The sequence below is a fragment of the Stenotrophomonas sp. 62841_Sma genome (assembly GCF_056482945.1).
Map to the genome: position 1 here is coordinate 2282207 of NZ_CM151224.1, position 17619 is coordinate 2299825.

General features: G+C 65.7%; 18 protein-coding genes. 5 read left to right on the forward strand and 13 right to left on the reverse strand.

Features of this window, described 5'->3' with window-relative positions; genetic code table 11:
- Nucleotides 1-9: 9 nt before the first annotated feature.
- The 7 genes from flgG to ACZK5G_RS10670 all read right to left on the reverse strand — a co-directional run bounded on the left by flgG (nucleotide 10) and on the right by ACZK5G_RS10670 (nucleotide 5531).
- Entirely contained in the window at nucleotides 10-795 is a 786-nt protein-coding gene (flgG, locus tag ACZK5G_RS10640; protein ID WP_005409571.1) for a flagellar basal-body rod protein FlgG, read from the reverse strand.
- A 102-nt stretch (nucleotides 796-897) separates the two neighbouring features.
- Entirely contained in the window at nucleotides 898-1647 is a 750-nt protein-coding gene (locus ACZK5G_RS10645; RefSeq protein ID WP_478466321.1) for a flagellar basal body rod protein FlgF, read from the reverse strand.
- Nucleotides 1648-1679: 32 nt separating this feature from the next.
- Nucleotides 1680-2903 carry a flagellar hook protein FlgE gene (gene flgE / locus ACZK5G_RS10650; RefSeq protein WP_107431886.1) on the reverse strand — a complete coding sequence of 408 codons (1224 nt, stop codon included), beginning with the start codon at nucleotides 2901-2903 and terminating at the stop codon, nucleotides 1680-1682.
- A 32-nt stretch (nucleotides 2904-2935) separates the two neighbouring features.
- The gene (locus ACZK5G_RS10655; RefSeq protein WP_049421924.1) at nucleotides 2936-3619 is read right to left on the reverse strand and encodes a flagellar hook assembly protein FlgD; all 684 of its coding nucleotides are present in this window, start codon (nucleotides 3617-3619) and stop codon (nucleotides 2936-2938) included.
- Nucleotides 3620-3642: 23 nt separating this feature from the next.
- Nucleotides 3643-4050 carry a flagellar basal body rod protein FlgC gene (flgC, locus tag ACZK5G_RS10660; protein ID WP_010485892.1) on the reverse strand — a complete coding sequence of 136 codons (408 nt, stop codon included), beginning with the start codon at nucleotides 4048-4050 and terminating at the stop codon, nucleotides 3643-3645.
- Nucleotides 4051-4053: 3 nt separating this feature from the next.
- Nucleotides 4054-4449, reverse strand: coding sequence for a flagellar basal body rod protein FlgB (flgB, locus tag ACZK5G_RS10665; protein WP_005409576.1), 396 nt, complete (start codon nucleotides 4447-4449; stop codon nucleotides 4054-4056).
- Between the two features lie 137 nt (nucleotides 4450-4586).
- Entirely contained in the window at nucleotides 4587-5531 is a 945-nt protein-coding gene (locus ACZK5G_RS10670; RefSeq protein WP_049421926.1) for a chemotaxis protein, read from the reverse strand.
- A gap of 192 nt (nucleotides 5532-5723) precedes the next feature.
- Here ACZK5G_RS10670 and flgA point away from each other — a divergent pair, with 192 nt between their 5' ends.
- From flgA to ACZK5G_RS10690, 4 genes are all read left to right on the forward strand, one after another.
- The gene (flgA, locus tag ACZK5G_RS10675) at nucleotides 5724-6380 is read left to right on the forward strand and encodes a flagellar basal body P-ring formation chaperone FlgA (RefSeq protein ID WP_049421927.1); all 657 of its coding nucleotides are present in this window, start codon (nucleotides 5724-5726) and stop codon (nucleotides 6378-6380) included.
- Nucleotides 6381-6455: 75 nt separating this feature from the next.
- Entirely contained in the window at nucleotides 6456-6761 is a 306-nt protein-coding gene (gene flgM / locus ACZK5G_RS10680) for a flagellar biosynthesis anti-sigma factor FlgM (protein WP_019337421.1), read from the forward strand.
- Nucleotides 6758-7096 carry a flagella protein gene (locus ACZK5G_RS10685; RefSeq protein ID WP_049399388.1) on the forward strand — a complete coding sequence of 113 codons (339 nt, stop codon included), beginning with the start codon at nucleotides 6758-6760 and terminating at the stop codon, nucleotides 7094-7096. The genes flgM and ACZK5G_RS10685 overlap by 4 nt, the downstream gene beginning before the upstream one ends.
- A 91-nt stretch (nucleotides 7097-7187) precedes the next feature.
- Complete coding sequence (locus tag ACZK5G_RS10690) at nucleotides 7188-8408, forward strand: ATP-binding protein (protein WP_019337422.1); 1221 nt, start codon at nucleotides 7188-7190, stop codon at nucleotides 8406-8408.
- A 410-nt stretch (nucleotides 8409-8818) separates the two neighbouring features.
- Here the strand turns inward: ACZK5G_RS10690 and ACZK5G_RS10695 are convergent, their stop codons facing one another.
- Nucleotides 8819-10591, reverse strand: a complete 1773-nt coding sequence (locus ACZK5G_RS10695) for an EAL domain-containing protein (protein ID WP_032127372.1) — start codon at nucleotides 10589-10591, stop codon at nucleotides 8819-8821.
- Between the two features lie 4 nt (nucleotides 10592-10595).
- Nucleotides 10596-12698, reverse strand: coding sequence for a sensor histidine kinase (locus tag ACZK5G_RS10700; RefSeq protein ID WP_478466323.1), 2103 nt, complete (start codon nucleotides 12696-12698; stop codon nucleotides 10596-10598).
- A 131-nt stretch (nucleotides 12699-12829) separates the two neighbouring features.
- On the opposite strand from ACZK5G_RS10700, the gene ACZK5G_RS10705 reads away from it, so the two are divergent.
- Nucleotides 12830-15589: a bifunctional diguanylate cyclase/phosphodiesterase gene (locus tag ACZK5G_RS10705; protein WP_478466325.1), complete on the forward strand. Its 2760-nt coding sequence runs from the start codon at nucleotides 12830-12832 to the stop codon at nucleotides 15587-15589.
- Between the two features lie 117 nt (nucleotides 15590-15706).
- On the opposite strand, the gene ACZK5G_RS10710 is transcribed toward ACZK5G_RS10705, so the two are convergent.
- From ACZK5G_RS10710 to ACZK5G_RS10725, 4 genes are all read right to left on the reverse strand, one after another.
- Nucleotides 15707-16234: a hypothetical protein gene (locus tag ACZK5G_RS10710; RefSeq protein WP_478466327.1), complete on the reverse strand. Its 528-nt coding sequence runs from the start codon at nucleotides 16232-16234 to the stop codon at nucleotides 15707-15709.
- Nucleotides 16235-16373: 139 nt separating this feature from the next.
- Nucleotides 16374-16838 (reverse strand): hypothetical protein, encoded by a 465-nt coding sequence (locus tag ACZK5G_RS10715; RefSeq protein WP_478466328.1) that lies wholly within the window; start codon nucleotides 16836-16838, stop codon nucleotides 16374-16376.
- Between the two features lie 112 nt (nucleotides 16839-16950).
- On the reverse strand, nucleotides 16951-17298 hold the full coding sequence (locus ACZK5G_RS10720) for a hypothetical protein (protein WP_478466330.1): 348 nt from the start codon (nucleotides 17296-17298) through the stop codon (nucleotides 16951-16953).
- A gap of 97 nt (nucleotides 17299-17395) precedes the next feature.
- Nucleotides 17396-17611 (reverse strand): hypothetical protein, encoded by a 216-nt coding sequence (locus ACZK5G_RS10725; protein ID WP_197615473.1) that lies wholly within the window; start codon nucleotides 17609-17611, stop codon nucleotides 17396-17398.
- Nucleotides 17612-17619 lie beyond the last annotated feature (8 nt).

Here is a 17619-nt window from a genome sequence, read left to right on the forward strand (position 1 = left end):
TTTGGCCGGTCAGAGCTTGTTGTTGAGATAACCGAGCATCGAGTCGGTGGTGGAGATCGCCTTGGCGTTCATCTCGTAGGCGCGCTGGGTCTCGATCATCGACACCAGCTCTTCCACCACGTTGACGTTGCTGCCTTCCAGCGCGCCCTGCACCACAGTGCCGAGGCCGTTGAGGCCGGGGTTGCCGTTCTGTGCCGGGCCGGACGCAGTGGTCTCCAGGAACAGGTTCTCGCCACGTGCCTGCAGGCCAGCGGGATTGACGAAGTCGGTCAGGGTCAGTGCGCCGACTTCCACCGAGGCGGCGCCGTCGGCCATCTTCACGCTGATGGTGCCATCGGTGCCGATGGTCACCGACTGCGCGCCTTCGGGAATCTGGATGCCCGGCTGCACCGGGTAGCCGCTGTTGGTGACCAGCTCGCTGTCCTGATTGATCTTGAACGAGCCATCACGGGTGTAGGCCGAGCTGCCATCAGGCATCTGAACTTCGAAGAAGCCGCGGCCATTGACCATCACGTCCAGGGCGCGGCCGGTCTGCTGCTGGCCACCCTGTTCAAAGTTCTTGGCGGTGGCGACCACGCGCACGCCGGTACCCAGCTGCAGGCCGGTGGGCAGCTGCGTCTGCGCCGACGAGGAGCCGCCGGGCTGGCGCACCTGCTGGTACAGCAGGTCTTCAAAACTGGCACGGTCCTGCTTGAAGCCGGTGGTGTTGGTGTTGGCGAGGTTGTTGGAAACCACCGACATGCGCATCTGCTGCGCATCCAGTCCGGTTTTCGCGATCCACAATGCCTGGTTCATCTTCGATGTCCTGTCTGGTGAAGCCGGCCGCGTGGTGCGGCCCTTGGTATCGGGTGTGCAAGCGGTGTGCCAGCGCTGGCATCAACCGGCGCCGGAATTCCGTCAGTTGCCCAGGCGCAGCATGCTGTTGGCGCTGCGCGCGTTTTCGTCGCCGTGCTTGATCACCTGCACCTGCATTTCGTACTGGCGCTGCAGCTGGATCATCTGCACCAGCGCGCCAGCGGCATCCACGTTGCTGCCTTCCAGCTGGCCGCTGTGCACGGCCGTGCCCTGTGCCGGTGCGAACGGCTGTAGCGGGTCGGTGTTGCGGAACAGGCCATCCAGGCCACGCTCCAGGCGTTCATCCGGTGCCTGCACCACTTTGATGCGACCGATCTGCGCCATGGTCTGCGGACCTTCGCCCTGCGGGATGATCGAGAGCGTGCCGTCGGCACCGATCTCCATCGCCTGGTAGGGCGGAATGGCGATCGGGTTGTTGTTGTCATCCAGTACCGGGCGGCCGCTGGAGGTCACCAGCTGGCCGTTCGGCGTCACCGACAACGCCGCGCCGCGCGTGTATGCCTCGCTGCCGTCACTGGACTGCACGGCCAGCCAGGTGCCGGTCTGCAGGGACAGGTCCAGCGGTTTGCCGGTGATGTGCTGCGAACCGGGCGTGCGGTTGAATCCGGCGTCGACATGCAGCGCATCCACCCGCGAGGCAAAGCCCGGGCCACGGATCGGGAAGGCTTCGGTGTTGGCCAGCGCTTCCTTGAAGCCGGGGGTGTCGGAGTTGGCGAGGTTGTGGCTGAGCGTACCCTGCGCCTGCAGGGAGGCGCGGGCACCGGTCATCGCCACGTAAAGGGCTTTATCCATGCGGGGAGTTCCGTGACGGGGTCAGCAGGTCATCAACGGATGTTGATGACGGTCTGGGTGATCTGGTCCTGCGTGGTGATCATCTGCGCGTTGGCCTGGAAGTTGCGCTGCGCGGTGATCATGTTGACCAGCTGCTCGGTGAGGTCGACGGTGGATGCTTCCAGCGAGCCGGCCTGGATCTTGCCGAGGTTGGAGGTGTCCGGCATGCCGGTGCGCGGGGTGCCCGACTCGAACGTCTCCACCCACAGGTTGTTGCCCTTCTGCTCCAGACCCTGCGTGTTGTTGAACGTGGTCAGTGCGACCTGGCCGAGGGGCTTGTCGTCGCCGTTGGAGTAGCGGGCATAGACCACGCCGGTTTCCGATACGGTGATCTCGTTGAGCTTGCCGGCGGCATAGCCATCCTGCTGGGTGTTGCGCAGCGCGAACTTCTCGCCGTACTGGGTCGAGCCGCTGATATCCAGCGTCATGTTCAGCTGGCCCGCGCCGGTGGTCGGGGTGAAGGTGCCGAGGCTGACCTTGCCGTTGGCAGGATTGGTCAGCTTGCCGCTGTTGTCGAACGTCACCGGGGTCGGTGCGCCGGCCGGCTGGCCATCCACGTAGTTGCGCACGGTCCACTCGTTGGGGTTGGCGCCCTTCACGAAGTACGAAACCTGGATGTGGCTCACGCCCAGCGAGTCGTACACGGTGATGCCGCCGCTGGAGTGGTTGTAGCTGTTCGAGTCGGTCGGATCGAAATTGGTGACCGTCGGTTGCTTGGCGTTGGCGGGCAGGGTGAAACCGACCTTCACTTCGCTGGTCTGCTTCGGCGCGCTGTCGGTAGTCAGCAGCTGCAGGTCCACCAGGCGGCCTGCATCGAAGTTGGTGCCATCGGCGTTCGGCGCGAACACCTGCAGGCGCGCGCCCTGCGGGTTGATCACGTAGCCGGCGGAATCGGTCTGGAAGTTGCCGGCACGCGAGTACACGCGCGAGCCGTTCATGTTCATGGTGAAGAAGCCCTCACCGGAGATCGCCATGTCCAGGCTGCGGCCGGTCTGCTCGTTGTGGCCCTGGATGAATTGTTGGGCCACGTTGGAAACACGCACGCCCGAGCCGGTCTGGTTCTTCGACAGGCCGTAGCTGGTGGAGGCGAACAGGTCAGCGAACTCGGCGCGTGATTGCTTGAAGCCGGCGGTATTGACGTTGGCGACGTTGTTGGCGGTGACGCTCAGGTCGGTATTGGCGGCATTGATGCCGGACAGGGAGACGTTGAAGCCCATGGGATGCTCCTGGTAGATGCGGAATGTGCGGCTCAGCTGACGCGGAGCACGTAGTCGATCGGGGCCGTGCCCAGGCCCTTGAGATTCAGGTACAGGCCGTCGGAGCCGACGGTCACGCTCTCCACCGGGGCCTGCACGAAGGTGGACAGCTTGGTGCTCTTGCCGGCGGTGTCGACGTGGTTGGCGACGATGGAGTACTTGCCCGGTTCCATGCGCTTGCCGTTGGCGTCCTTGCCGTCCCACTGAAACGCGGTTTCGCCAGCGGCCTTGGCTTCTACGCTCAGCGAGGTGACCTTGGTGCCGTTGGCATCGGTGATGTCGACGGTCACGATGCCGGCCGAGGGCGCAGCCACCGTGCCTTCGACGCTGCCTTCCTTTTCCAGTACCAGCTTTTCCGACGGCACCAGTACCTGGTGGCCAACCAGAGCGGCACCGCGCAGCACCTGGTCGCTGGCCATCGATTCCTGGAAACCCTTCACCGTCTTGTTCAGATCGGTGATGCCCTGCACGGTGGACATCTGCGCCATCTGCGCAACCATCTGCGTGTTGTCCATCGGCTTCAGCGGATCCTGGTGCTGCAGCTGCTCGGTCATCAGGCGCAGGAAATCGGCCTGGTCCAGCGTGTTCTTCTTCTTGGTGGCGTTGCTGTTCGGGGCGTTCAGGCCGAGCGCGGCGTAGACGTCCTGGTTGGTCTGGTTGTTGACGGCGGTGGTCATGGTGGTATCCGGTGCTGCGGGCCTCAGCGGCCCATGGTCAAGGTCGCCAGGGCCAGTTCCTTGGCGGTGGTCAGCATCTCCACGCCAGCCTGGTAATTGCGCGAAGTCGAGATCAGGTTGACCATCTGCGCCACCGGATCGACATCGGGCTGGTAGATGTAGCCATCACCGTCGGCCAGCGGGTGGCCCGGTTCATAGCGCTTGATCGGCGCGGCTTCGCTCTGGGTGATCTCCTTGACCTTCACCGACGTGATGTTCGGATCGTTCTTGCTGGTCACTGCCTGGAAGATCGGTTCCAGCGGCTTGTACACGGCATCGGCGGAACCGGCGACGGTGTCGGCGTTGGAGAGGTTGGAGGCGATGGTGCTCATGCGCACCGACTGCGCCTGCAGCGCGGAGCCGGCGATATCGAAGATCGGCAGGTTGCTCATGGCTTATTGCCCCGTGATCGCAGTCAGCATGGAACGCACCTTGCTCTCGACGAAGCTGAGCGAGGCGCGGTATTCGAGTGCGGCGCGGCCATAGGCGGCACGCTCGGCATCGGGATCGACGGTGTTGCCGTCCAGGCTGGGTTGCACGCCTTCGCGCGCGATCTGGAACGGGTTCAGGCCACTACTGATCTCGTAGTGCTGCTCGTGGGTGGTGGCCATCAGGCCATTGGCATCCTGCCCCTGGGCGTGGCGCAGGGCGGCATCGAAGTCCAGATCCTGGGCCTTGTAGCCGGGAGTGTCGGCATTGCCGAGGTTGCTGGCGATCAGCTTCATCCGCTGTTCGCGCAACGGCATGGCCTGGGCGTGGACGCCCAGGTAGTCGGTAATCAGGTTGCGCACGGTGCACTCCCACAGGAACGTTGCCCGGGAAGCTGCAAGGGGTGTGCCAAATTCGAGAGGGTAGTGCCGGCCGCTGGCCGGCTTCCCGGATTGTCCGCGGTTGCCGGCCAGCGGCCGGCACTACCGGATCAGAGGCCTCAGGCCGCCATCGCGACCTTGCGCAGGCGGTCCAGCACGAAGTCGGCCAGTTCGTGCGGCGAGTACTTGGCGACGAAGGCGTTGGCGCCGACGCGCTCGACCATCGCATTGTTGAATACGCCCGACAGCGAGGTATGCAGCAGGACGTAAAGGCCGGACAGGCCCGGATGGCGCCGGATTTCCGTCGTCAGCGTATAGCCGTCCATGGCCGGCATTTCGATGTCCGAGATGACCATGGCGTAGCGCTCGGCGGGGTTCTCGCCCGAGGCCTGGATCTGCAGCAGGTGGTCCAGCGCCTGCTTGCCGTCGGAAAGCAGGGTGGCGCCCACCCCAAGCTGGTCCAGCACGCTGCGGATCTGTTGGCGGGCTACACGAGAGTCGTCCACCACCAGCACCTGCAGCTGCGGGCCGTCGGCGGGCATTGCCATCGCCGGGTCGAGTACTGCTTCACCGCGTACCTGGGCGATATCGGCCAGCACGCTTTCAACGTCGATCACCTGGATCAACTCGCCCTGGAAGCGGGTCACCGCCGTCAGATAGCTCGATTCGGCGCCCAGTTCCGGTGGCGGGTGGATGTCTTCCACCGCGATGTTGACGATGCGCTCCACGCCGCTGACCAGGAAACCCTGGATCGAACGGTTGAATTCGGTGACGACCAGGTAGCCGGGCGAGGTGTCCGCATCGGGCTCACGCTCGGGGTGGCCGATGGCCAGGCCCAGGTCCAGCACCGGCACCGAGCGGCCACGGACGTCGGCCACGCCGGCGAACTGGCTGGGCAGTCCGGGCACCTGGAACAGCTCCGGGCGGCGCAGGACTTCCTGCACCTTGAAGACATTGACGCCAAAAAGCTGACGTCCGCCGAGGCGGAACAGCAGCAGCGCCAGGCGATTGTGGCCGGCCAGTCGGGTCCGCTGGTCGATCCGGTTGAGCAGGTCATGGGACATGGCTGCTGTATCGGCGGGGTAGGCGCCGAACTTGAGCGCTTTTGTAGAGTCGAGCGATGCTCGACCCTGCCTCTGTAGAGTCGAGCTTGCTCGACTGGTCATGAAAGCAGTCGAGCAAGCTCGACTCTACACAAGCCCCTCTGGCACACCCCTTGCACGCACCTGGGCCAGATCCCATCGACAGGAGGCGCCATGCGCCGGGTCACATCGCTCTTCGCCATCGCGCTGGCCCTGGCCTCGCCGTGGGCGGTTGCCGCCGACTGGCAGCCGGTGGCCAGTATCCGCACCGCCGCGTTGTCGACGCTGCCGGCAGGCAGCGAGGGCGAGGCTCAGGTGGCCGATGCGCTGCGCTTGCCCAGGTGTGGTGGCGCGCTGCAGGTGCAGCCCACCGCCAACACCACGGTTGAAGTCAGCTGCCCCGATGCCGGCGGGTGGCGCCTGTTCGTGCCAGTAAAAGTGCGGCGCAACCAGACCGTGCTGGTGCTCAACCGCGGAATCGGCACTGGAGAAACCCTCACCGCCGCCGATATCACCACTGCCCAGCGTGATGCCGCCCGGATTGCCGGTGCGGTGCTGGCCGATCCGAATGCAGCGATCGGCCGCATCGCCCGCCGTCCGTTGCAGGCCGGAGCCCTGCTGTCGAACAACGATCTGGTGGTGCAGCGTCTCATCAAGCGAGGAGACAATGTGGCCCTGGTTTCGCGTCGCGGCTCGGTCGAGGTCCGTATTGCAGGCCGTGCGATGGGCGATGCCGGTGAAAACGAACGGGTCTCGGTGGAGAACCTGTCCTCGCGGCGCATCGTGCAGGGCACGGTCGATGCCGCCGGTGACGTAATCGTGGCGCGTTGATTTACCGCAAAATATCCCTAAAGATCACGGCCCTGCGGCCGTTATCCCTTGTGAACGGCAACTCCAGGACACCCCATGAGCCAGAAAATCGACGGCAACCTGCAGGTCCCCCAGGCACTGCGCAGCGTGACGACCCCGGCCAACAAGCCCGGCGTCAGCACCGATGCGGCGGCGCGCCCGGTCGAAGCGGCCGACAGCCTGCGCCTGACCGGCGAGGCCACCAATCTGCAGGCCATCGAGCGTGAGCTGACCACCGCCCCGGCAATCGACGCCCAGCGTGTGGCCGCAGTGCGCGAGTCGCTGCAGAACGGCACCTACAAGATCAATCCGGACGCGATCGCATCGCGCATGCTTGAGCTGGATCAGCAGCTGCACGGATGACCGCGCCGATGAGCGAACAACTGCAGCGGCTGGCCCAGGCGCTTGACGTTGAACGTCAGGCGCTGGTCGATCATGACGTACACGCGCTGATCCGGGCGACCGGTGCCAAGCTGGAGGCGCTGCGTGCACTGGAAGGCACGCCGCCGCTTGGTGAGGGGGATCACCTCCAGGAGCTGGCCGAACGCAACCGTGCCAATGGTGTGCTGCTGTCGCGCCGGCGCCGCGAGGTCGATTGGGCGCTGCGCCAGCTCGGGCGTACCGAGGCCTCCTCCTCCTATGATGCCAAGGGCCAGTCGCATACGGTCACTGCGCGGCGCCCACTCGCCATCGCCTGACGCGACGGCGGTCGCACATCCCACCCCCGCGGGCTGATGCCCGCCGCACGACCGCGTATATTGGGCGCCTGTTCGAATGCCCCGAGTCGCCGTGTCCGCTGCCAACGCCCTGGTTACCGCCCCCCTTCCGCCGCAGCCGGTGCTGCAGGCGCTGCTTGAGCGCCTGCGCGAAGGGCTGCTGCTGTTCACCGAAGACGGGCAGGTGGCCCTGGCCAACCCGGCCGCGCAGAACCTGCTGGCCAGCGGTGAGGGCGGCGGCCTGCCACCGCCGCAGCGCCTGCGTGAACTGCTGCCGCCTGATGCATTGGAGCAGGCGCGCCAGCATGGTCACTGGAACGGCAGCCTGCCGCTGGGCGAGGGCGTGGTCATCGCCCATCTGTATCACCACGGCCCGGTCGGCCAGGGGCACTTCCTGGCGTTGTTCCGCCATATCGAAGGCCAGGAAGACTACGAACGCGAATTGCAGCAGCGTCATGCAGAGCTGCGGCAGGCCTACCTGCGCCTCAACGGTACCCAGGAAAAACTGCTGCAGTCAGAGAAAATGGCCTCGATCGGCCAGCTCGCCGCAGGCGTCGCGCACGAGATCAACAACCCGATCGGCTACGTGCACTCCAACCTGGGCAGCCTGCAGGAGTACCTGCGCAGCCTGTTCACCGTGATCGAAGCCTACGAGCGCGCATTGCGGGCGCCGGACCCGAAGGCGCTGATCCCGGAGATCGACGATATCCGTGACCGCCTGGACATCGATTTCATCAGCCGCGACCTGCCGCAGCTGATGGCCGAGTCGCGCGAAGGCATCGAGCGGGTGACGCGCATCGTGCGTGATCTGAAGGACTTCTCGTATTCCGGCCGCGACGAGTCGTGGAAGCTGGTCGACCTGCACGCGGGCCTGGAATCGACCATCAACATCATCTGGAACGAGCTGAAGTACAAGGTCACCCTGGTGCGGGAGTTCGGCCAGTTGCCGTTGGTGGAGTGCCTGCCGTCGGAATTGAACCAGGTCTACATGAACCTGCTGCTCAACGCCGGCCACGCCATCGCCGAGCGCGGCACGATCACCGTGCGCACCGGCGTCGATGGCGATCACGTGTGGGTCGAGTTTGAAGACACCGGCGGCGGCATCTCGCCGGAACTGCGCCAGCGCATCTTCGATCCGTTCTTCACCACCAAGCCGGTCGGCAGCGGCACCGGCCTGGGCCTGTCGATCTCCTACAGCATCATCAACAAGCACCACGGCCGCATCGACCTGGATAGCACCCCGGGCGTGGGCTCGCGCTTCCGCGTGGTGCTGCCGGTGAAGCAGCCGCGCTGACCGCTCAGGGTAGTGCCGGCCGCTGGCCGGCAACCTCATTGGACCCGGCATCGAGAGCAGCCGGCCAGCGGCCGGCTCTACCAGGGCTTGTCCCCGACCGGGTCCGCGCTTCGGGTAGTGCCGGCCGCTGGCCGGCAACCCCTTTGAGCCAGGCATCGAGAGCAGCCGGCCAGCGGCCGGCTCTACCAGGGCTTGTCCCCGACCTGGATTCGCGCTTCGGGTAGTGCCGGCCGCTGGCCGGCAACCTCATTGAACTGGGCATCGAGAGCAGCCGGCCAGCGGCCGGCTCTACCAGGGCTTGTCCCCGACCTGGATTCGCGCTTCGGGTAGTGCCGGCCGCTGGCCGGCAACCTCATTGAACCCGACATCCAGAACAGCCGGCCAGCGGCCGGCGCTACCAGAGGGGATCGTTACCGCAATGGGCGATCCTCGCCGCCATCTCCGCTTTCCACCGGCGCCGGACCGGCGTTGCTGCGGCGCTGTTCCTCATAGGTGCGGAACGCCTGGTGGATGTGCTTGCGCAGCTCGTCGTCGTTCCACGGCTTGGTCAGGAAGCGGTAGATCGCGCCGCGGTTGATCGCGTCGGTCACGGTGTTCAGATCGGTGTAACCGGACAGCACCAGGCGGATCGTGTCCGGGTACAGCATCTTCACCCGGCCCAGGAACTCGGTGCCGCTCATGTCGCTCATGCGCTGGTCGGACAGGATCACCTGCACGTCATTGATTGCCAGCAGGTCGAACGCATCGCGCACGTTGCCGGCGGCCAGGATGCGGTAGCCGTCGCGACGGAACAGGCGCACCAGTGAGCGCAGTACGTTCTCTTCGTCGTCCAGCAATAGCAGCGTGCGGTCGGGACGGGTCTCGGCAAAGGCTTCCGGACGCAGGTAGCGGCGGCGCAGGGTCATGCCGGCGGCATCGGCCGACATCGGTTCGCCGAACAGATAGCCCTGGAACACATCGCAGTCGTTGCGGCGAAGGAAGCCCAGCTGGGCCTGCGATTCCACACCGTTGGCGATCACGGTCATGCCCAGCTGGTGGCCCATGGCGATGATCGCGCGGGCGATGGCCGCCTCACGGTTGCCGGCCGGCGCGCTCTTGATGAAGCTGCGGTCGATCTTGAGCTTGTCCACAGGGTAGCGGACCAGTGCACTCAGGCTGGAATCGCCGGTGCCGAAATTGTCCAGGCTCAGGCTGATGCCTTCGTTGCGCAGATTGGCCAGCGTCTCGTGCACGAAGTTGACGTTGTTGGTGAGCGCGCTTTCGTTGATCTCCAGCGTCAGCATCTGTGCCGGCACGCCCGCGGCCTGGATCAGGCCCATGACTTCAGCGAAGAAGTTGGGCCGCAGCAACTGCAGCGTGGAGACATTCACCGCAATGGTGAAGTCGTCGAAGCCCTGGTCGCGCCACAGGCGTGCCTGCTTCAGTGCGCCTTCCAGCACCCAGGTGCCGATCTGCACGATGATGCCCAGCCGCTCGGCGGTGCGCATGAAGCGCTCCGGCACCAGCATCCCCAGCGTCGGTGACTGCCAGCGCAGCAGCGCTTCCATGCCGACCACGTGGCCATCGCGGGCGCTGACCAGCGGCTGGTAACGCAGTTTCAGTTCGCCGTTGGGAATGGCGTCCACGATCTGGCGGGCGATGATGCTTTCGCTGTGCGCGCTCGGTGGCGTATCCACGGCGTGGATGCGCACCGCGTTGCCGCCTTCGCGGGCCGCCTGGTACAGCGCATCCTCGGCGTGATCGAGCAGGCGCGAGGTGCTGCTGGCATGGTCCGGGCACAGGCTGACGCCCAGCTTGCCGGTCATGAACAAGGTGTACGGCAGCACCGACAGCGGCAGCTCCATCTGCTGGCGGATCTCCTCGGCGAAGTCCTCCGGCAATGGCACGTCGGCGGTGCGTGGCACTGCGATCAGGAACTCATCGCTGCCGTGGCGCCACAGCTTGCCGCGACCACGCAGGTAGGACTGCAACCGCTGCGCCACCAGCACCAGGGCCTGGTCACCCACCTCGGCGCTCATGTTTTCGTTGACCGAGGCGAAGTGGTCGATGTCCACGTGCATCAACATCAGTGCGGTGCCGCCCGAGGCCGCCTCGGCGACCATCGCCTGCAGCTCGGGGTTGCCGGCGCCAAGGCGATCAGGCGCATCATCGATGCTGACCGGGGGCTGGTTGGGATTCCACATAGGCTCAGTAGTCCGGTGACTCAACGGCGGCCATGCTGGCCGCCTGGTAGGGGAGGTGAACGTCGATCAGGGTGCCTTCACCATGCGCGGATTCGATCCGCACATGGCCACCGACGCTCTGCGCACGTTCACGCATCACGATCAGGCCCAGCCCGCGCGGACCATCGGGGTCGAAACCCTCGCCGTCGTCGCGGATCTGCAGGTGCAGGCCGCGCTGGCCGACATCGCGCAGCTGCAGCTGTACCTGGCTGGCGCGGGCGTGGCGCAGGGCATTGGTCAGGCTCTCCTGCGCGATGCGGAAGCAGGCCTGCTCGATGCTGTTGTCAGGACGTTGTGGCAGCGGTTCGATCTCGGCCAGTAGTTCCACCGGCGAGGAACGGAACAGCACCCGTGCCTGCCAGCTCAGGGCTGCTTCCAGGCCCAGCGCGTCCAACTGTGGCGGGCGCAGCAGGGTAGAGATGTCGCGCAGCTTGGCCACCGTGGTATCGGCCAGGCTGACGATCTGTGCCAGGTCTTCGCCGCGGCGCTGAGGATCGTCCTCGTCCTGAGCGGCATACGCGGACAATTTGATCGCTGTGATCGCCTGGCCGATGTCGTCGTGCAGGTCGCGCGAGATCGCGCGGCGTTCGTCTTCCTGCAGCGAGAACAGTCGGCCGGCCATCGCCTGCAGCTCACGGTTGCTGGTTTCCAGTGCAGTGCGGGTGCGTTCGGAATCGCTCAGGTCGCGCACGATCAGCAGCTTGCAGTCGCGTCCGCCATAACGCACTTCGCCCACCGCCAGGCCGGCATGGAAGCTGCGGCCATCCGCGCGCTGCATCGCCACCACGCTGCTGTGACCGGGCCCCAGGTGTGGTTGGCCTGCACGCAATTGGCTGCGCACGCGGGCCAGATCGGCGCTGTCCACCAGTGCTGACAGGGGTTCGCCCAGCAGGGTGTGGCTGCCATAGCCGAACAGGCTGGCGGCCCAGGCGTTGGCGTACAGCACGTGTTCGTCGGAGAGGATGACCACGCCGTCGGGCAGTACTCGTACCAGCTCGCGGAACTGTTCCTCGCGCTCGCGCAGCAGGCGTCGCGACTGCTCGCGCTCCGTCACGTCCTGCAGGGTGCCCAGCACGCGGTTGCGGCCGGCCTCGTCGATGCCGCTGGCCGCACGCAGATGCACCATCAAGGCGCGCCCATCCATCGACAGCAACGGCAACAGCACGTCCACCTGGACCGGCTCGCCGGAGCAGAGCTCGGCCAGCAGCTGTTCGGTCTGGGTGGCGGTGGCCGGGTCGGCCGGCACCAGCAGTTCGTCGAAGCGATGCCAGCGCCGCGCCTCGGGCGGGCGGCGACCGAGCAAGCGATAGACCTGGTTCGAATAGCGGCCAAGTCCCGTGGAGGGGTCCAGTTCCCAGGCGCCGATGCGCGCCAGCTCGTGGGCTTCTTCGACCCGCGCCAGCGCCTGGTCACGGCGCAGCTGGGCCAGGTCTTCAGCGGTGCGGTCGATGGCAATCAGCAGGCGGGCGTTGTGGCCGTCATAGCTGATGGCATTGGAGCGAAGTTCCATCTGGCGCAGGGAGCCGTCGCGCAGCTGCAGTTGGGTACGCAGGATGCACAGTTCCTCCGGTGCCTCGCGGATCGCCTCCAGCTTGGTCTGCAGTGCCAGGTCCTGGCCTGGCGGCCACAGCGAATCGATGGTCTGCTCCAGCAGTTCGTCACGGTCCCAGCCGAAGGCCGTACAGGCCGCCGGATTGGCATCGAGGATCGCCAGCGTATCGAGGTCGTAGACCAGGATCGGGCCGGGGTTGCCTTCGAACATCTGCCGCAGGCGCAGCTCCGAGGCCTGCTGGCGTGCATGGGTGTGCAGCACATGCTCGGCCAGCGGGCGCAGCAGCAGATACAGCAGGCCCGCGCTGGCAAGGGCGAAGAACGAGCCCTTCAGGCCCTGCCACAAGGCCGCCTGCTGCGGGTCGGGCACCAGTGCCTGCACTGCACTGTCGGTGGAGATCATCCAGGCCAGCGCCATCGCCAGGTAGCTCAGCACCACCCGGCGCCGGTCGCGGCTCAGCGCCTGCGCCATCCGCGGGTCGGGAACTGGGGCGTTGCCGGTCGGTTCTGCGGGCATGGACAGGGCGGAAGAAAGGGGCGCCGGCCATCTTACCGCGCAGGTGCGCCCAGACCACTCAATTATCCGCCGCAGGCGCCGTTAACCACTGCGTGCCCCGCTGACGGGCGTGTCATCCGGAGCAAGATCGCGTGGACCAAGGGATCATCGCCAGCCTGCTGCAGCACCCGCTTGCGTCGGCGCTGGTCATCGTCGACCGCACGGGCCGCCCGCTGGCGGCCAATCCGGCTGCGCGCGAGCATGGCCTGCCGGCGACCGTGGCTGCGTATGCGCCGATGCTGGAAGATCTGCGCCTGATGGCCGCCGATGGCGGCATCGTGGCCTGCACGCTGCCGGGTGGCCCGCACGGTCACTACGACGGCCACCTGCGCGCCGTGCATGATGGCGCCGGCAACCTGCTGGCCTTCACGCTGAGCATTCCAGAGCCGGTGCCGCTCGGCGGCGGTGGGCGCTGGGAGCTGGCGCTGGACAGCGCCGGGCACAGCCTCTGGGACTGGGACATTCCCAGCGACCGTGTGGTGCGCACCCCGGCACTGGGCGATGAAACCGCTACCGAGATTCTGGCCCGCGTGCACAGCGAGGACATCGCACAGGTGCGGGCTGCACTGGATGAGCATCTGCGTGGCTTGAGCGAACAGTACAGCGCACAGTTCCGTTTCCGTCAGGGCGACGGCCAGTGGCGTTGGGTACTGGACCGCGGGCGCGTGGTCGCGCGCACCGCCGATGGCCAGCCGCTGCGCATGGTCGGCACGCATACCGATATCGAACAACAGAAGCAGCTGGAAGGGCTGCTTCAGGAACAGCAGCTGCACCTGAGCGAGGCCCAGCGCATCGCCAGCATGGGCAGCTGGTCGTTCGACCCCAACAGCGGTCATTTCTGGTGGTCGCCGGAGCTGCGTTCGCTGCTGGCGTTGGAGCAGGGGGCCGTACCCGGCCAGCGGCGCTGGCTGAAGCAGCTGCATCCGCGCTCGCGTGGTGCGCTACGCGCAGCATGGCGACGCTTGTGGCGCGATGGCCGGGCCGCCAACATCGAACTGGAACTGACCCGGGGCAACGAACCGTCGCAGCATCTGCGGCTGTGGATGCAGCCGCTGCTGGACACCGATGGCCAGCCCAAGCGCCTGCTCGGCCAGGTGCAGAACATTACCGAACAGCACCAGACCGACGCACTGATCCGCTGGCGCACCGAGCTGCTGAACCGTGTCTCCGCACTGGGCCGCATCGGCGGTTGCGAGATCGAAGTGCAGACCCGGCATATGCAGTGGACCGAGGAGTGCTACCGCATCCACGGCCTACGCAAGGAGCCGATCACCCTCGACCAGGCGCTGGCGCTGTACACCGAGGATTCGCGCAATGCCTTCGAGGCGGCGCTGGGCCGGATCGCTGCGGGTGGACTGCCCGAACAGCTGGACCTGTGCTTCTACCGCCAGTCTGGCCTGCGCGTGTGGGTGCAGGTACTGATCGAGCTGGATCGCCGTGACGGCCTGCCGCCTCGGTTCGTGGTCCTGTTCCGTGACATCACCCGCGAGCGCGAGGCCAACGAGCGCATCGAGCTGCTGGCGCACTACGATCTGCTCACCGGTCTGCCCAATCGTGTGCTGCTCGGCGAGCAGACGGCAGAAGCCATCGAGGAAGCGCGCGACCGCGGCACCTCGCTGGCGATGCTGTTCATTGATCTGGACGGCTTCAAGACCATCAACGACAGCTTCGGTCATGCCACCGGTGATGCGCTGCTGAAGGCTGCCGCCACCCGCCTGCACCAGAACCTTCGCAACAACGACCTGTTCGGCCGCTTCAGTGGCGACGAGTTCATCGTGGTGTTGCGCGACCTGGCCGAGCCGGAAGACGCCGGCCACGTGGCGCGCAAGCTGATCGCTTCGCTGGCCGAGCCGCTACGCCGTGGCGAGACCACGTTGAAGGTCGGTGCCAGCGTCGGCATCGCGATGCTGGGTGATGCGCAGACCGATTTCGATTCACTGCTGCGTGCCGCCGACGCCGCGATGTACGCGGCCAAGGAAGCGGGGCGCAACACGTACCAGTACTACAGCCAGGACGCATTGGCCCGCATCCAGCGCAAGCTCGAGTTGGAGCATGCCCTGCACGGGGCGATCGAACGCGAAGAGTTCAGCCTGGCCTACCAGCCGCTGCTGCATGCGCACCAGGGCGAGCCACCAGCGATCGAGGCACTGCTGCGCTGGCATCGTCCCGGCATCGGCTACTGCAGCCCGGCCGAGTTCATTCCGATTGCAGAGAAGTGCGGCGAAATCGTGCGCATCGGCGACTGGGTGCTGAATGAAGCCTGCCGCCAGGCGATCGCCTGGGACCGGGCCGGCCTGTGTTTCGACCGCATCGCGGTCAATGTGTCGGCGGTGCAGCTGCGCGACCGCGGTTTCGCCGAACGCGTGATCGAGATCTGCCATGCCCATGGCTGGCCGCCGCAGAGGCTGGAACTGGAGCTGACCGAGTCGGCGCTGATCCGTGACACCGACATCCTGCGCCACTGCTTCGACGTGCTGGAACGGCATGGTGTGCCACTGGCGGTGGATGACTTTGGTACCGGCTTCTCCAATCTGAACTACCTCAACCGTTTCCCGGTGGGGCGCCTGAAGATCGACCGCAGTTTCGTGCAGGGCATGCTGCATGACTCAGGCACGGCCGAAGTGACCCAGGCCATCGTGCACCTGGGTCACGCGCTGGGCATGAAGGTGGTGGCCGAGGGCGTGGAAACGCACCAGGAAGAAGACATGCTGCGGCGCCAGGGCTGCGACGAGATTCAGGGCTACCTGTATTCGCGCCCGCTCAGCCCGCGCGACCTGGCGCAGTGGCTGCGGCAGCAGCACCCGGCGCCTGGGCGCACCGACGCTGCCAGCGAGGTCGTGCTGGCACGCTGAAGTTGGCGCCGGGCCTTGCCCGGCGGGATCGCCGTACGCCGACGCACCGCTCTGGTAGGTGTCGACCTTGGTCGACACGGATGCCGGTGCTCGCGATCATCCACGCATGGCGTGGATCTACTGCGATGCGGCAACCATTCGCTGCGGATATTCGGAGCGAAGCCGTGCGCGCACTGCTTCCACCACACGTGCATAGCGTCGGCGCTGGATGAAATAGCCCATGTAGAACAGCAGCAGGGCCACCAGCATCGGCGACGCAGCCGGGCGGACCAGGATGATGGGCACCAGCATCACTGTCAGGCCCAGCGCGAACCAGCTGCACAGCCCGACCACCCGCACCTCCCTGCGTCGCGCGTCGATCATCACCCGCCCGCGCATCAGCGGAAAGTAGCGGCCGCCAAAGCTCGGTGTGAAGCTCTCGCGAAAGGCTACACTGCCGTCCGGCAGCGCGCGGAATACCAGGCGAAGCCAGGTATCGGCCGGCAGATCATGCTCCAACCCGGCCAGCGAAAGCTGCGCCAGCTCTGCCGGCGTAGCGGCGATGCGCTGATTGAACAGTACGATGCCGGTGCGGAAGAAGAACGGCGCCCACAGCACAAGCAGCAGGACTTCGATCAGCAGCAATGCGATCAGGGCGATGGCCATCGGTCTTCCATGAACGGGACCGGGGCATCATGCCATAGCGAATACGCCACGCCAGTAGATCCACGCCGTGCGTGGATGTTGCCCGGAACCAGCTACCGTCCTCGCGGGGCGGTCCAGTGAATCGAGCAGTCTCCTGGATTCAATCGTCTTCCACCAGATCGCTGAGATCCAGAATCTGTGGATCAACACTGTGCGCGACGATGCTTCGGAGCATTCCAGCCTTTGGGCGTAGGGCATAGCAATGCATCGTATGGATGGGATTGAATTCCAGCCACGGGCAGGATGAGTGCCCCACGATAACCGGCATGTTGAAATTGATGTCTTTTGGATCATCCAGTGGAAGGGTCCATTTGCCGCCGTGATGCTCCCACACTACATCGCCCAGATATCGTGCAAACACAATCCTCAGGCCATCCTGTTCGTCCTCCGACTGCGTTGCAGCCATCGTCGTGTACAGCGTCTCCAGGCGATCAAGGCTCTCCAGGCTGCCGTCAAGGTCGACGCCGCGGAGCTGTGCTTGTTCGATCAGCCATTCAATCTGATCGTCCATGATGATCAGAAACTGTTCGAAGGTTTCTCGCGCTTCTTCCGGATTGAATGCCATGCGGCCACCAGGGAGGGAGAGTGACGAGTGTGCCCCGGGCCTGTGATCCACACCATGCAACAAGTCCGAAAGGGTGGAAGGGCGATCGCATGCATCCACGCATGGCGTGGATCTACCGTTTCATCAATGCGATGCCTGCAATGGAATAGCTGGCGATCAACAGCCCGAACACGTACTCCGCGATGATGATCAGCCAGAAGGTCATCGGCTCGATGTCCCGCCATGCATCAATGGTGCCGGACCGGTGATGGCTCAGATGAACATGCCCGGTGTTGATGGCAGTTGCCGGCGCCCAGGCAAATAGAAAGGCCATCAGCATGAAGAGCAGGCTGCCGAACAGGAATGCGACAGGTCTATGCCGGGGTGGCCGCAAAGTGGCGTAGGCGGGGCGCCAGGTGAAGGTGACCGCGATGAACACCATTACAGCAAATCCCAGCCAGGTCATGAACGTGGTGCTCATGCGACGACACTCCGTGTCCAGCCGTAGGTGGCATGGGCGGATCATGCCATGGGTTTGGAGCGGGTGGTGGTGAAGGCCATCCACGCATGGCGTGGGTCTACCTCAAGGCTTCCCCATCCAACCCCAGGTCCCACGCCAGTCCCAGCAGCGCCTCATCCGCCCGTGACGGGCCAGGCCGCGCATCGGCCAGCTGCTGCAGTTCGCGGATCTCCTCACGTGCCACCTCTTCCAGCTGCTGCAGCTGCTCACGCACGCTCGCGTTGCGCGGGCGCTCGGTGTCGGCGAGGGAGGGCAGGGCGCGGATCAGGGTCATGGTACGTG